Source organism: Streptomyces sp. NPDC029164, from assembly GCF_055563995.1.
Genome location: NZ_JBVHWW010000036.1, coordinates 26330 through 40123, shown reverse-complemented (window position 1 = coordinate 40123; position 13794 = coordinate 26330). Strand labels below are relative to the sequence as shown.

The window sequence follows — 13794 nt, the reverse complement described above, 5'->3', positions numbered from 1 at the left end:
TCAAGCGTTCCTCGAACCGACCGAGGCAGACTCTCCAGAACCCGGCCCCGGCACCGGCCGGAGCCCGCTCTTCTCGCATTCAGCGCCTTGGAGTCGATCATGAGGCCATCGGTGTCCCCAGCCCCCCGGCCCGCCGACCCGGCCGAGAAGACCCACCCGGACGACGACATCGGCTGGCCCAGACGCCGGACCCGGCCCACGGTGGATCCGTTCGTGAACACGCCCGCGGCGCCAACCCTTTGAGGGACACCACCGAGCCGGGATACGTTCGCGGGCACAGCCACGGACACCGCCGGCACGAAAGGCCACCCGCAGTGAACGACCCCTCAACCGCCGCGCATCCCCACGACACACGGCAGACGCCCTCCTGGTCGCTGATGGTGCCGCTCACCGGCGCGGCGTGCGCCGTGCTCCGCTTCGGCGGCGTCTGGTCCTGGTGGGCCCTGCTGTGGGCCCCCCTGCTCGCCGCCGCCGTCACCGGCATCGTCCTCGAGTGGCGGGCGCAGGCGCGCAGCCGCCGGCGCATGGGAATCATCGAATGGCTCATGCTGACCGCCGCCCACCTCGGCTCCGCCGCCGCGGTGGGCCTCATCCTCGGCCTGTAGCGCCCCGCCAGGCACCACCCCGGAACCGTCAGACCTCGTCGCGGTCGTGGTCGTGCAGGCGCTGGTCGAGATCGCTCACCCAGCGCTGGGCCCGGCCCCGCAGTTCAGCCGTCTCGTCCTCGGTGAGGCCGTAGCGGTGAACTCTTCGTCGTCGGCCCAGTCCGCGCCGGCGAGACGGTCGCGGAGGTCGTGGAGGCGGAACTCGTCCCGACCGTGCCGCACGCCGAGACTCTCCAGCTCACGGGCCGTGCGATGATGGGAGGCGGCGTGTACGTCGATGAGGTCGCGGACGGCGCCGCGGTCGGCCAGGGCGCGGACCTTCGTCCCGATGACGGAGTCGAAGGCGAGGACCGGCCCGTACGCGGTCTGGGTCGGCGGCGTCCAGAAGTGCTCCTTGAGGACGTCCACCTCGCACTGCTCACCGGTGTCCGGGTCGGCAGCCATGAGCCGGGCCGACAGCGAGTCCACCGACCGACACCCGCAGCCCCGCCAGCCCGCCGGCCCCGCCACCCGGGCCGGCCGGGCCGCGGGCTCAGACCGCGTACAGGTCGAACGTCGACCCCCGCTTCGGCCCCGCCTGCACGTCCAGCGCCGGATCGACCGTCAGCATCGCCTGGTGCAGCCGCTGGAGCTGCGGTGACGGCTCCACCCCCAGGTCCTCGATCAGCCGGCCCCGCAGCCGCCGGTACACGTCCAGGGCCGTCGCCTGGCGCCCCGACCGGTACAGCGCCACCATCGCCTGCGAGTGCAGCCCCTCGTGCTGCGGATGCCGTGCGATCAGCTCGGTGAGCTCGGCCAGCAGCTCCGTGTGCCGGCCCAGCCGCAGGTCCACGTCGATCCGCCGCTCCACGGTGACCAGCCGGCTCTCCTCCAGCCGCATCACCTCGATCTCCAGGATCGGCCCCACCCGTACGTCGACCAGCGCGGGCCCCTGCCACAGCGTGAGCGCCGCGCGCAGCATCGCTGCCGCGCTCTCGTCGTCGCCCTGCTCGAAGTCGCTGTGGCCCCGGGACACGAGGCTCTCGTACTCGTGGACGTCCACCGCCTCCGGCGGGATCTGCAGCAGGTACCCGCCGTGCCGCGTCACGAGGACCTCTTTCGCGCCACCGGCGCTGCCCGGACCGCCACCTCCCGGCCCCATGGCGGTACCGAGCTGCCGGCGCAGCTGGAGTATGTACGTCTGCAAGGTCGTGAGAGCGCTCTGCGGCAGGTTGGTGCCCCAGAGCTCCTCCATGAGCGTGGGCACCGGCACCACCCGGCCCGGGTAGAGGGCGAGGAGCGTCAGGATCTGCCGCGGCTTGCGTGCGGTCGGAACGATCGAACCCCCGTTGACCTCGGCACTCAACGGACCCAGCACCTTAATCTTCACGGTCTCCTCCGCAAGTCGTCGACTCCCTCGTTTTTCGGCCTTCGACTCGGGGCACGGTAGCGGTACTTGACCGAATTCACCGGATTCTCAAGCCCCCTTCGAGCCCCTCTCCACGCCCCCGTCCCGCAGCCGTGGAACAGGCCCGCACCCAGGCGGAACACCGCACGAACCCGGCCCGGGAAAGGACCACTTCACCCGGGGGCAGGCCGCACCGGAAGAGGAACGCGAACGCCGGACGTCAGGTACCCGTCCGGCCTCCGTACGCACTGCCCGTGCCGGGCACACCCCGAGGCGCCCGTCCCGCCCGCCCACCGCTCCGTACCGCGATCACCGCGCCCCTCTACGGGAGTTGCGCGCCCGCCGCGTCGGCCCGGTCCGCGTCACCGGGCGGCACCCGGCCCGCCCGCACGGCACCCGGCGGCGTCACCCCGTCCCCGTTCCCCTCGACGGCCGCCGCACCGCCACCGCCACCACGGGCCGTCCCTCCCAGCGGCGCCGCCCACAGCGGCACCACCGTCTCACCGCTCACAGGCCGCTCCGCCCGCTCCACCGCCCGCTCCCTCCCGCACCGCCCCGAGGAACTCCGCGGCTGGGCCGGACCCCGGCCCGCCCGCCGCGCCACCCGGCGCCCGCGCCCGGTACTTCCGTACGCTCTCGGCCGCCACGAGGCTCGGCAGCAGCAGGGCCCACAGGGCCGCCACCTTCCGCTGCAGCTCCCCGTACGGCATCCCGGTACCGGACAGGCCCTCGATCCCGCACGCCACGGCCGCCACCAGCGCCTGCGCGCTCTCCCACTCGCGCTCCACCGCCGGCAGTTCACCCGCGTCCCTCGCCAGCCGGAGCAACGTACAGACCGCCGAGATCCACGCCGCGTGGAAGTCCACCACCACCGACTGCGCCCCGACGGGCCCCCGCGGCCCCGCCCCGCACTCCTTGGTGATCCGGAAGCTCGCCGGGATCGCCGGATCCTCGTACAGCGTCGCCGCCAGCCAGTGCGTGATGTCGATCAGCGCCTGCAACGGCGAGGCCCCCGACTCGCGCAGGGCCCGTACCTCGTCGTGCAGCAGGGTGTATCCCCGCTGCTGCACGGCCTCCGCCAGCTCGTCCTTGGAGGCGAAGTGAAAGTACAGCGCCCCCTTCGTCACCCCGGCCGCGCCCGCGATCTCGCCGAGCGTCGCGCTGGCGTAGCCGTTGCGGTGGAACATCTCGGCCGCGGCACGGACCAGCCGCCTTCGGGTTCGCTCCGACCTTTCCTGCACCGAGCCGTCCCCTCTCGCCCCGCCGCCGACCGACAGGGCCCCGCACACCTCGACGGCCCCTGACAGGCCGGAGGGCGAAGTCCCCTGAGGCCCCGGAGACCTCAACACCTCACACGCCCCGACACCTCAACAGCTCAACAGCTCACACGCCTCAGACCCGTACGAGCCGCTCGCCCCCGGGCTCGACGCCCGGCTCGGCGAGGCCCTCGGGGCCCGCCATCAGGATCGAGCGCTGCAGGCGCCGCAGCGCCACCGACGGCTCCAGCCCCAGCTCGCGCACCAGCGTCCCGCGCAGCCGCTGGTAGACGTCCAGCGCCTCGCCGCGCCGCCCCGAGCGGTGCAGGGCGAGCATGAACTGGCCGTGCAGGTTCTCGTGCGTGCGGTACCGGCTCGCCAGCACGGTCAGTTCGGCCAGCAACTCCCGGTGCCGGCCCAGCCGCAGATCCGCCTCGATCCGCTGGTCGAGGGCGCACAGCCGCGTCTCCTCCAGCCGTCTGGCCTCCATGTCCAGCTGGACCCCGCCCTGCACGTCGGCGAAGGCGGGCCCGCTCCACAGGGCCAGCGCCTCGCGCAGCAGCCGCGCGGCGGCGGGGAAGTCACCCGCGTCCATGGCGCGGTAGCCGGTCCCGGCGAGCCGGTCGAACTCCCGCACGTCCAGGACGCCGCCGCCGCTGCTCAGCAGATAGCCGCCCGGCAGGGTGACGAGTATGTCCTTCGCGGTCCGCACGGGATCGCCGGGATCCCGGGGATCGCGGGGATCGCGGGGATCCGCACCGGCCTCCGCGCCGCCGGCAGCGCTGCGCTCCAGAGCGGTCGCGATGAGGGCACGTAACTGCAAGACGTACGTCTGGAGCGTCGTGCGCGCGCTGCGCGGCGGTTCGCCCGCCCACAGCTCCTCGATCAGCGCCGATACGGGCACCACCTGGTCGGCATGGAGGGCCAGGAGCGCCAGGACCTGCCGGGGCTTGGGGGCGGTCGGCGTGATGGAGATCCCGTTCTCCCGCACAGCCAACGCGCCCAGTACATCGATGTCCACGCCGTACTCCCCTGTCCTTGGATGAGTCGCACAGCAAGTAGAAAACAGGACCGACGGTTTGTCAATATCAAACCGGTTGCGCTGTTTTATGGATCGACGCGATCTGACCGTCCCTCAAAAACTCACTCCCACCTGCGATTTCACCCGACCGTGGGCCATAGCGCGGCGGTCTCCACGCCCTTTGATCGCCCCCGCCGGGAGCCCCGGAACCGACTCCCGTAGCCCTTCAAACAGACCATCAGGTCTGGTACGGCGCCCCGTTATGCGGGGGAACCGCGGCCGGCTTCACCGGCCGAGCCTTCCGCCACCAGCCCGCCCAGAGTGCCGTCGGCCGCGAGCCGGGGGAGCGTCAGCGCCCAGAACCGGGTGAGGACGTGGGGCGCGAGCCAGTCCCGTTCGCGGGCTCCCAGGGCCTCCAGCCCCACGGTGGCGGCCACCACCACGCCCGCCGCGTCCTGCGGGGAGAGCCCCTCGGCCAGCGCGCCCTGCCGCGCCGCGGCCCGCGTGAGCGCCTCGACCCACAGGCGCCACTGACGGCGCAGGTCGATCGCGCTCCTGCGGGAGACGTCCGCGCACAGCAGGAAGGCGGCCCGCACCACCACGTCCGCCGCGAGCAGGGCCATCAGGGCATGGGAGGAATCCACCAGCACCTGCAGGGCGTTGCCGTCCACCGTCCCGGACGCGGCCGCGCCGCCCCACCGCTCGGTGGTGACCTGCCGCAGCGCCTGCGCCGCCCGGTCCTCGACGGCCTGGGCGAGCACCGTCTTGTTCCCGAAGTGGAAGTGCAGCCCGCCGGCGCTCACACCGGCCCGCCGACTGATCGCCGCGATCGACGCGGTCACGAAACCCTGCTCGGCGAACACCTCCGCGGCAGCGCGGATCAGAGTCTCTCGCGTGCGGGCCGCACGCTCCTGCTTGACCATGGAGTCTCCACAAACCGTCAATGCGGTTTGCCCAGGGGGGTACAAGATCTTGTCGGCCACAGTCTGCGGTCGCACCGGAGCACGGCTTGTGTCCCGCTGGAGCCGACGTGCGCAAGAGGCGTACGCCAACCCGCCCTGCGGCCGCACCCCCACGTCGTATACCCAGGCCCCGCGCGTCTTCACCGCGCGTCTTCACCCCGCGGTGCTCGCCGTGGTGCTCGCCGCGGGCGCGGCCTCAGGACAGCGCCGGCTCGGGCTCCTGCGCCGGGTCGGTCCCGATCCCCATCTCCGCGGTCACCCGCCGCCCCCGGTCGTGGCCCAGGTCCAGCCGCGCGAGCACCGCGGGCGTGGAGATGCTCGGGTAGATGTGCTGGTAGACGGCGGCCACCCGCTGTTCGAGGTCCGTCCGGTCGTTGAGGGTCTGCGAGAAGATCTGGGCGCCCGTCCAGCAGGCGGAGAGGATCCAGGCCGTCTCGGCGGGATCGACGTGGGGGAGCAGCTCGCCCTGTTCCTTCGCCTCGCTGAGCAGGGCGCGCGTGAACTCGATCCAGCCCGGTACGGATCCTCCGCCGAAGATGTCGCGCATGCCCGGGCCCAGGGAGAGCCGGGCCCCCGCGCTGAGCATCGGCTCGTGCTTCATCCGGTACGCCAACACCATCGCGACGTCGGCCAGTTCCTGGAGCTTGCTCTCCCGGTGGGGCACCCCGCCCTCGGCGAACTGCTCCTCGAGCACGCCCTGGGCCAGCTCCTGCTTGGAGGAGAAGTGGAAGTAGAGGGCGCCCTTGGTGACCCCCGCCCGCGCGAGGATGTCGGCGATGGTGGCCGCGTCGTAGCCGCGCTCGTCGAAGACCGCCGCCGCCGCTTCCAAGATCGCGCGACGCGTACGTACCGCACGCTCTTGCCGTGCCACGGTGCCTCCGTTGTCCATGGGTCGTGCCTGACGGATCCCCTGACAGGATCCGTCACCCCATCATCCGTCACCTCATCAAAACCAACCAGAAGGTCCGTATTTTAGTCAAGCGCCTCTCCCCAGCCGGGCATCACAATCCGTCACCTCTCCACCAAAACCCCACACCCCCTCCCATCACTTCCCTCCCTTGCGCCTCACACACCCCGGTTCTCGGCCCCGAGCACCACCGGCAGCTCCCGCAGCCCGTTGGAGATGAACGACGCCACCCGCGGCAGCTCCCCGCCCTGCGGAGCCGTCAACTCCGCCTCCGGGAACCGCGCGAAGAAGCGCTCCACGGCGATCGCGCACTCCGCCCGCGCCAGGGTCGCGCCCAGGCAGTAGTGCGTCCCGAAACCGAAGGACAGGTGCCGGCCGCGCGTCTCGCGCGTGACGTCGAACCGCTCCGCCCCCGCCCCGTGCAGCTGCGGATCCCGCCCGACCGAGCCGAAGGACACCAGGATCGGGTCCCCCTGCGGGATCACCACGCCCTCGCCCATGTCGATGTCCTCCACCGCGAACCGCAACAGCCCGTAGGAGGCCGGCGGTTCGATGCGCAGCGCCTCCTCGACCACGTCCTCCCAGGATCCGAGGCCCTCGCGTACGGACTTCAGCTGTCCCGGGTGGCGCAGCAGTTCGTGCAGGGCGGTGCAGATCAGGTTGACGGTGGTCTCGTACCCGGCCGTGAAGAGCAGGATCAGGTTGTCGACCAGCTCCTTCTCGCTGAGCGGTACCCCGTCCTCCTCCCCGCCCGAGTCCCGGGCGGCGATCAGCACGCTGGTGATGTCGTCCCCCGGGTGCGCCCGCCGGTAGGCGACCACGTCGGCCATCGTCGCGTCCATGTCCGCGGCGTTGCGCTGCGCGTCCTCGACCGTGATCGTCGTGTCGAAGAAGCCCTTGATGATCTTGTGCAGAGGTGCCCACGACCGCTCCGGGATGCCGAACAGCTCGAAGACCATCCGGGTCGGCAGCTCGTGCGCGAACCCCGCCCGCAGATCGACCACCTGGCCCGGCGGCAGTTCGGCCAGGCCGTCCAGCAGCCCGTCCACGACCTCCTCGATCCTCGGCCGCAGGGCGGCGACGCGCCGCGAGGTGAACGCGGCGGCGACCGGCTTGCGTAGGCGCGTGTGCTCCTCCCCGTAGGCGGTGATCATGTTCTGCACGGAGACCCAGATCGCCAGCGGCCACTCGGCGCCGACCTCTCCGCTGATCCACGCCGGCCAGTGCCGGTAGGCGTCCTTCGACACCCGCGGATCCACCAGCAGCCTGCGGATGTCGGCATGCCGGTTGACGGCCCAGCCGATCACCCCGCCGGGCAGCAGCACCTGCGTCGCCGGCGCCTGCTCCCGGATGCGCGCCGCCTCGGCGTGCGCGTCCGCTCCGGAGAGGTCGATCGCTATGGGGCACTGACGGTTCATCTGACGGCTCTCCAGGATGGCGGCGAACATCGGTCACAGGGGGCAGCGGACTGCCGACACCCTGCGTTCAGAAACCATCCATCCGGTTCTTTAGTGACCGGCGGCGGCCCCGATTCTGACATTGCCCCACCCCGCCTGCCAATGGTTTGCCGGGCGGGTTCGACCACATGACGACCACTCAAGGAGAGTCTGAACGTCGCCCGTTGAACAACATGTGACGATGGCCTGCCGGACCGGCGCATATGACCGGAAGGCCTTCTCCCACTTGGGCCGTGATCCCCCGCGTCGCGAGCGGCGGCCGCCATCCTGATATTCGCTGGTCGACGTCACGACGGCCCCGCCCTGTCTTGATCGGCCACCCCCGGCCATGGCGCACGAGCGACATCCACTCTCCCTCCGCACCTTGCAAACCAAACCGGAGAGTACGTATCTTGCGTTTCGCGTACGCAACCCGTCCCATCCGTCAAACGGCTCTGCGGGAGAGGTCCCATGACCATGCTGACGACCCGGAACCACGCGCCCGCCCTCCCGCTCAGGGGAGTGGGAGAACCCTGGACGCGCTGCAACGAGGCCCCCGTACTGACCACCACGGTGCCAAGGGAGTACGTCCACCGCAGCTCACTCGCCGAGGTCTTCCTCACCGGCTGCGACCGCATCTGCGACGACACCTTCTCCCTCACCGGACAGTGGCCCCGCGCCCACACCTTCTTCACCAGCGCCGACGGCCGCGGCCACGACCCCGTACAGGCCGGCGAGACCATCAGACAGGCCGGCCTCTACCTCTGCCACGCCGTCTACGGAGTCCCCCTCGGCCACAACGTCCTCCTCTGGAGCCTGGACTTCACCTCCCGCCCCGAGCAACTGCGCATAGGCCGAGGCCCGAGCGAACTCGACATGACCGCCCGGTGCACGGACTTCATCTGGAAGGGCAGCCGCTTCTCCGGCTTCCTCCAGGTCGACATCCACCGAGGCGGCGAACTCGCCGCCTCCGGCACCGCCCGCTTCACCTGCGTCGCCCCCAGCACCTACCGCCGGCTGCGCGGCGACCGCGGGCACCTCGGCTCAACGCGCCCGCTCGCCCGCCGCACGCCCGTACCCGCCGCCTCCGCGGGCCGGCTCGTGCCCTTCGACGTCGTCCTCGCCCCCGCCGACCGGCCCGGCCGCTGGCTGCTGAACCCCGACCTCGACCACCCGATCCTCTTCGAGCACGCCAACGACCACCATCCCGGCATGGTCCTGGTCGAAGCCGCCCGCCAAGCCGCCTGCGGACTCCACCTCCCCGGCACGTTCACCCCCACCGGCCTGTCCACCGAGTTCCACCAGTACGCGGAACTGGACGCCCCCTGCTGGGTGGACGCCACCGTCGTCGCACCCGGCCGCGTCGAGATCACCGGCCACCAGGACGGCAGCACCGTCTTCACCTCGACGGTCACCGGCCGCCACGAAGAGAGCCACGCGATGTTCCCCCTGCGCTGACCGGCGCACCCCCGCCCCGGCCCGGGCCGGCGCCCCCCAGGGACGTGTCAGCGGCGCACCTCCCGGCCCTCACCGCGGTACCAGGCGGCGTACTGACCGAACGCCTGCGAGAACCGCGCCCCGGGGGAGGCCTCCAACTGCCCCCACAGCCGCCCGCTGTCGTACCAGTGGTCCACCGCCAGCAGCGACACCTGCCGCCGCACCACCGCATCCGGACCGTCCGGGCCCCCCACCAGCTCCAGCGCCCCGGACAGGTCCACCCCGCCCCTCGGCAGCGGCAACCCCAGCTCCCGCGCCACCGTCCCCACGAGCTCCCGCGCCGTCACCGGCTCGGGATGACCCGCGTGCAGCACACCGGCCACACCCTCCTCCCGTACGGCCAGCTCGGCGATCGCACCGGCCAGCGCATCCACCGACACCATGGACATCCGAGCGCGCCCGCCCTCCACCCAGTGCGGCAACCGCGCCAGCAACCGCACCAGCGACGGCACCACCCAACGGTCCCCCCGCCCGTACACCAGATGGGGCCGCACCACCGCCCCGCCCGCCGCCAGCACCATCCGCTCACCGACGAGCCGGGTCACACTGGTCACCGACCCCGGCTCCTCGGCGAGCTCCCCTTCCACCGCACCCCGGTGCGCCCCCTCCCGGTACACGGCCGCCGTCCCCAGCTGCACGATCCGCCGCACCCCGGCCCGCTCCGCCTCCGCCAACAGCGCCCGCGTTCCCGCCACGTTGACGGCCCGGCACTCCTCGGCCGTGCCCCCGATCCGCGCGGCGAGATGCAGCACGCAGTCGACGCCCTCGCACAGCCCGCGCAGCGACCCGGCCCGCACAAGGTCCCCCCGCACGCCCTCCACCCCTGACGGCACATCAGAGCGGTGCGTCAACGCCCGTACTCCCACGCCCCCCTTCACCAGCCGCTCCACCACCGCGGAACCGACGAATCCGGCCGCACCCGTCACCAGCACCACTCTTCTTCTCATCACGCCCCCATCCCATCGTGTTACGGTCGCGCCGTGACGGGGGAGACCAGCAATTCTCTGATGGCGGGCAAATCGGCGCTGATCACGGGCGCGAGCGCGGGCATCGGCGCGGCCGCCGCACGCGTCTTCTGCCGCGAAGGCGCCTCGGTGACCCTGGTGGCCCGCCGCGAACCCCAACTCGCCGCCCTCACCGGGGAACTGCGCGCCGCAGGCCACCAGGCCCAGTACGTCGTCGCCGACGTCTCCCGCACCGAGGACGTGGCCCGCGCCGTCGAGGCGGCCGTCGCCACCTACGGCCGCCTCGACGCCGCCTTCAACAACGCGGGCGTCGGCGCGACCCCCCAGCCGATGCACCTGCTGGACGAAGACGCCTACGACACCGTGATGGACACCAACGTCCGCGGCGTCTGGAACTGCATGCGCCACGAAATCCGCGCCATGCTGGCAACCGGCGGCGGCTCGATCGTGAACAACAGCAGCACCGCCGGCCTCGTCGCCACCCCGGTCACCGCGACGTACATCGCCTCCAAACACGCCGTCCTCGGCTTCACCAAGGCCGCAGCCTGCGAGTACGCCACCCACGGCATCCGCATCAACGCCATCGCCCCCGGCTCCACCCGCAGCGAGATGATCGACAACTGGCTCCAGCAGAACCCGGCGATGGAAGACGTCCTCCTCCAGTCCGCCCCCCTCCCGCGCATCGCCGACCCGGCGGAAATCGCCGAGGCGGCCGCCTGGCTCTGCAGCGACCGCGCCTCCTTCGTCCTGGGCACGACCCTCTCGGTGGACGGCGGCTGGACAACGCGCTGACCCCGCACCACCCTCTCCCCCCGGCCGCCGAACACCCGGCAACCAGGGGAGGGGTGTACCTGGATACACCCCCCTCGGCATCCACGTACAAGGACGGACCGCACCCCCACCGGCAGAGTCGAGGACCGGGGGCGTGACAGCCGCGCCCCATCGACCCATGGGGAGGCCGGGCAGCATGCCGGACCACGAGCAGGACCAGGCGCAGGCGCGCGAAAAGGCCCGACGCGGCGGATGGGCGGCCCAGGCAGGGGTGTTCCTCGCCGTCGCCCTCGTCGCGGCGGGAGCCTGCGGAGCCCTCCAGCCCGCGACCGGGATACCACCCGAGGTGGTCCAACTGACCCAGCTCGGCCCCGCCCTCGCCGTGGCGGCCGCAGCCCTGCTGTGGCCCGCCCGGATCAGGGACCGCCTCGCGGGAACCCTGCCCGCCCGCCGCGGCCGGCCGGCCGGCCACCCACCGCGGCTGCCGGCCACCACCGCCCGGGCGGCCCTCCTGCTCACCCCCGCCGTGATCATCGCCCTGTCCGCAGGCGGCATCCTGCTCACCTCCGGCACGCTCCCCGCCACCAGCCCCCGGACCCTGGCACACCCCCTGGCCCTGCTCGTGGCCGCCCAGCTCCTCGGCGCCTGCGCCGAGGAGATCGGCTGGCGCTGCTACCTCCAGCCGCTGCTGCGCACCCGCTTCGGCCCGGTCACCGCCTCCGCCCTGGTCGGAACCGCCTGGGGCCTGTGGCACGTACCCGCCCTCGCACAAGGGCCGGCGTACGCGGCCGGATTCCTGACGGCCACCGTCGCGATGTCCGTGATCCTCGGCCTGGCCCTGGAACGCGTACGGAGCAACCGGCTGCTCCTCGCGGGCGGCTTCCACACCCTGGTCAACCTCGGCATGCTGCTCGTGACGGACGAGACGTCCCCGGCGGCGGCCCCGATGGCGGTCTTCGGCGCCGCCTGCCTGGCCACGGCCCTCCCATGGCTCGCCCGCGCCCGCCGAACGGCGACCGCGCCGGATAGGATCACCGCCGCAACAGCGCACACCGCACGCTGACATGACGGAACCACAGGTGGGCATGGCACAGGCAGACATACGCCCCGGCCTCAGGGGCGCGCTCGCCGACGTCGGCCGCTGCCAGCTGCTCTCGCTCGCCGCGCTCGCCGTGTCCGGGGCCGGCAGCCTCGTGGTCGGGTCGCTGCTGCTCCTTCCCGTCGGCATCGGCTTCCTCCTGCTCCCGCCCGCCGCGGCACTCCTGCGCCGCATGTCCGACCGCTACCGCGCCCGCGTCGCCCGCTGGACGGGAACCGTGATCAGCCCGCCGCGGCCCCTCCCACCCCGGCCAGCCGCACCCGCCGGCGCGGCCGGCCGCCACCGGCAGGCCCGCGCCCTCCTCGGCGACGACGGGTTCTGGCACGACCTGCGCTGGGCCTGGGCGGAGCCGTGGACGGGCGCACTGCTCGCCGCCGTACCGCTGGCCCTCATCGAGTACGGGCTCTTCGGCGCGGCCGTGCAGCCCTTCGTCTGGCGGCTCCTGGGCGACGGCAACTGGTACGCCTTCATCCCTGTCGACTCCACCCCGGCGATGCTCGCCGCGCTCCTGCTCGGCCTCGCATTCACCTTCGCCGGCATCCGGCTGGCCCCCGCCGCCCTGCGGCTGCACGCACGCTGGAGCGGACGCCTGCTGGCCGCCCCGCACACCACCGAACTCGTCCGCCGCATCGAACACCTCGCAGGCTCCCGCGCCGACATCCTCGACGTCCAGGCCGCCGAACTGCGGCGCATCGAGCGGGACCTGCACGACGGGGCACAGGCCCGCCTCGTCGCCCTGGGCATGACCCTGGACGAAGCCACCCGGCTCCTCGACCGCGACCCCCCGGCCGCCCGCGCACTCCTGCGCGACGTACGGGCCACCTCCGAGCGGGCACTCCAGGACCTCCGCGAACTCGTCCACGGCGTCCTGCCCCCCGTCCTCGCCGACCGCGGCCTCGGCGACGCGGTGCGCTCCCTGGCCCTCGACAGCCACCTCGACGTGCACATCGAGGCGACCCTGCCCGGCCGGCTCCCCGCCGCCGTGGAATCCGCCGGCTACTTCGCCGTCGCGGAACTCCTCGCCAACGCCGCCAAGCACTCCGGCGCCCCCGCGGTCCGCATCCGCCTGCACCACACCGACGGCGTCCTGCGCGCCACCGTCACCGACGAAGGCCGCGGCGGCGCCGACCCCCACGGAAGCGGACTGCGCGGCGTACGGCGCCGACTGGACCCCTTCGACGGAACCCTCGTCCTGCACAGCCCGCCGGGCGGCCCGACCACCGCGACCTTGGAGATACCGTGCGCGTCGTCCTCGCCGAAGACCTCTTCCTCCTCCGGGACGGGCTGACACGCACCCTGCGGGAACACGGCTTCGAGGTGGTCGCCGCCGTCGACAACGGCCCCGCCCTGCTCACAACCCTCCTCGAAGAGGAACCGGACGTGGCCGTGGTCGACATCCGCCTGCCACCCACCTTCACCGACGAAGGCCTCCAAGCCGCCCTCGAAGCACGCCGATCCCGGCCCACCCTGCCCGTCCTGGTCCTCTCCCAGTACGTCGACCAGCTCTACGCACACGAACTGCTCGCCGGAGGCCACGGCGCGATCGGCTACCTCCTCAAGGACCGGATCACCCACACCACCCAGTTCATCGACGCGGTACGCACCGTCGCCACCGGCGGTACGGTCATGGACCCCCAGGTCATCGCACGCCTCCTGGCCCGCAGCGACGCCCGCGGCACCACCGCCCAACTGACACCGCGCGAACTGGACGTCCTGGCCCTGATGGCCGAGGGCCGCTCCAACACCGCCGTCGCCCAAGCCCTGTTCATCAGCGAGAGCGCGGTCGCCAAACACACCGCCGCCATCTTCACCAAGCTCCGCATCGAACCCTCCGCGGACGACAACCGCCGCGTCCTGGCCGTCCTGGCCTACCTCAAACGCTAGGCGG

Annotated in this window: 14 protein-coding genes and 1 pseudogene; 6 read left to right on the top strand and 9 right to left on the bottom strand. The window is 72.5% G+C overall.

What is annotated here, in order from left to right:
- Positions 1–314: 314 nt before the first annotated feature.
- Positions 315–605 (top strand): hypothetical protein, encoded by a 291-nt coding sequence (locus ACZ4VT_RS29690; protein WP_467954256.1) that lies wholly within the window; start codon positions 315–317, stop codon positions 603–605.
- 28 nt (positions 606–633) lie between these two features.
- On the opposite strand, the pseudogene ACZ4VT_RS29685 reads toward ACZ4VT_RS29690, so the two are convergent.
- From ACZ4VT_RS29685 to ACZ4VT_RS29650, 8 genes and pseudogenes are all read right to left on the bottom strand, one after another.
- Positions 634–1073, bottom strand: a pseudogene (locus ACZ4VT_RS29685) (nucleotidyl transferase AbiEii/AbiGii toxin family protein); the annotation flags it as partial.
- 64 nt (positions 1074–1137) lie between these two features.
- The gene (locus ACZ4VT_RS29680; protein ID WP_467954254.1) at positions 1138–1974 is read right to left on the bottom strand and encodes an AfsR/SARP family transcriptional regulator; all 837 of its coding nucleotides are present in this window, start codon (positions 1972–1974) and stop codon (positions 1138–1140) included.
- 340 nt (positions 1975–2314) lie between these two features.
- Entirely contained in the window at positions 2315–2503 is a 189-nt protein-coding gene (locus tag ACZ4VT_RS29675; RefSeq protein ID WP_467954252.1) for a hypothetical protein, read from the bottom strand.
- Complete coding sequence (locus tag ACZ4VT_RS29670) at positions 2493–3233, bottom strand: ScbR family autoregulator-binding transcription factor (RefSeq protein ID WP_467954250.1); 741 nt, start codon at positions 3231–3233, stop codon at positions 2493–2495. Before ACZ4VT_RS29670 ends, ACZ4VT_RS29675 begins: the two co-directional genes overlap by 11 nt.
- A gap of 151 nt (positions 3234–3384) precedes the next feature.
- Entirely contained in the window at positions 3385–4269 is an 885-nt protein-coding gene (locus tag ACZ4VT_RS29665; RefSeq protein ID WP_467954248.1) for an AfsR/SARP family transcriptional regulator, read from the bottom strand.
- Between the two features lie 260 nt (positions 4270–4529).
- Positions 4530–5192, bottom strand: a complete 663-nt coding sequence (locus ACZ4VT_RS29660; protein WP_467954246.1) for a TetR family transcriptional regulator — start codon at positions 5190–5192, stop codon at positions 4530–4532.
- Positions 5193–5427: 235 nt separating this feature from the next.
- Positions 5428–6102, bottom strand: a complete 675-nt coding sequence (locus tag ACZ4VT_RS29655; protein ID WP_467954244.1) for a ScbR family autoregulator-binding transcription factor — start codon at positions 6100–6102, stop codon at positions 5428–5430.
- Between the two features lie 194 nt (positions 6103–6296).
- Positions 6297–7586 carry a cytochrome P450 family protein gene (locus tag ACZ4VT_RS29650; RefSeq protein ID WP_467954242.1) on the bottom strand — a complete coding sequence of 430 codons (1290 nt, stop codon included), beginning with the start codon at positions 7584–7586 and terminating at the stop codon, positions 6297–6299.
- A gap of 459 nt (positions 7587–8045) precedes the next feature.
- Between ACZ4VT_RS29650 and ACZ4VT_RS29645 the strand changes: the two genes are divergently transcribed.
- Positions 8046–9032, top strand: coding sequence for a ScbA/BarX family gamma-butyrolactone biosynthesis protein (locus ACZ4VT_RS29645; protein ID WP_467954240.1), 987 nt, complete (start codon positions 8046–8048; stop codon positions 9030–9032).
- 47 nt (positions 9033–9079) lie between these two features.
- Here ACZ4VT_RS29645 and ACZ4VT_RS29640 read toward each other — a convergent pair whose 3' ends face one another.
- The gene (locus ACZ4VT_RS29640; RefSeq protein ID WP_467954238.1) at positions 9080–10018 is read right to left on the bottom strand and encodes an NAD-dependent epimerase/dehydratase family protein; all 939 of its coding nucleotides are present in this window, start codon (positions 10016–10018) and stop codon (positions 9080–9082) included.
- 60 nt (positions 10019–10078) lie between these two features.
- Here ACZ4VT_RS29640 and ACZ4VT_RS29635 point away from each other — a divergent pair, with 60 nt between their 5' ends.
- The 4 genes from ACZ4VT_RS29635 to ACZ4VT_RS29620 all read left to right on the top strand — a co-directional run bounded on the left by ACZ4VT_RS29635 (position 10079) and on the right by ACZ4VT_RS29620 (position 13790).
- Positions 10079–10828, top strand: coding sequence for an SDR family NAD(P)-dependent oxidoreductase (locus ACZ4VT_RS29635; RefSeq protein WP_467954236.1), 750 nt, complete (start codon positions 10079–10081; stop codon positions 10826–10828).
- A 175-nt stretch (positions 10829–11003) separates the two neighbouring features.
- On the top strand, positions 11004–11870 hold the full coding sequence (locus ACZ4VT_RS29630; protein WP_467954234.1) for a lysostaphin resistance A-like protein: 867 nt from the start codon (positions 11004–11006) through the stop codon (positions 11868–11870).
- A 22-nt stretch (positions 11871–11892) separates the two neighbouring features.
- Complete coding sequence (locus ACZ4VT_RS29625) at positions 11893–13194, top strand: sensor histidine kinase (RefSeq protein WP_467954232.1); 1302 nt, start codon at positions 11893–11895, stop codon at positions 13192–13194.
- The gene (locus ACZ4VT_RS29620; protein WP_467954230.1) at positions 13146–13790 is read left to right on the top strand and encodes a response regulator transcription factor; all 645 of its coding nucleotides are present in this window, start codon (positions 13146–13148) and stop codon (positions 13788–13790) included. The genes ACZ4VT_RS29625 and ACZ4VT_RS29620 overlap by 49 nt, the downstream gene beginning before the upstream one ends.
- Positions 13791–13794: the final 4 nt, after the last annotated feature.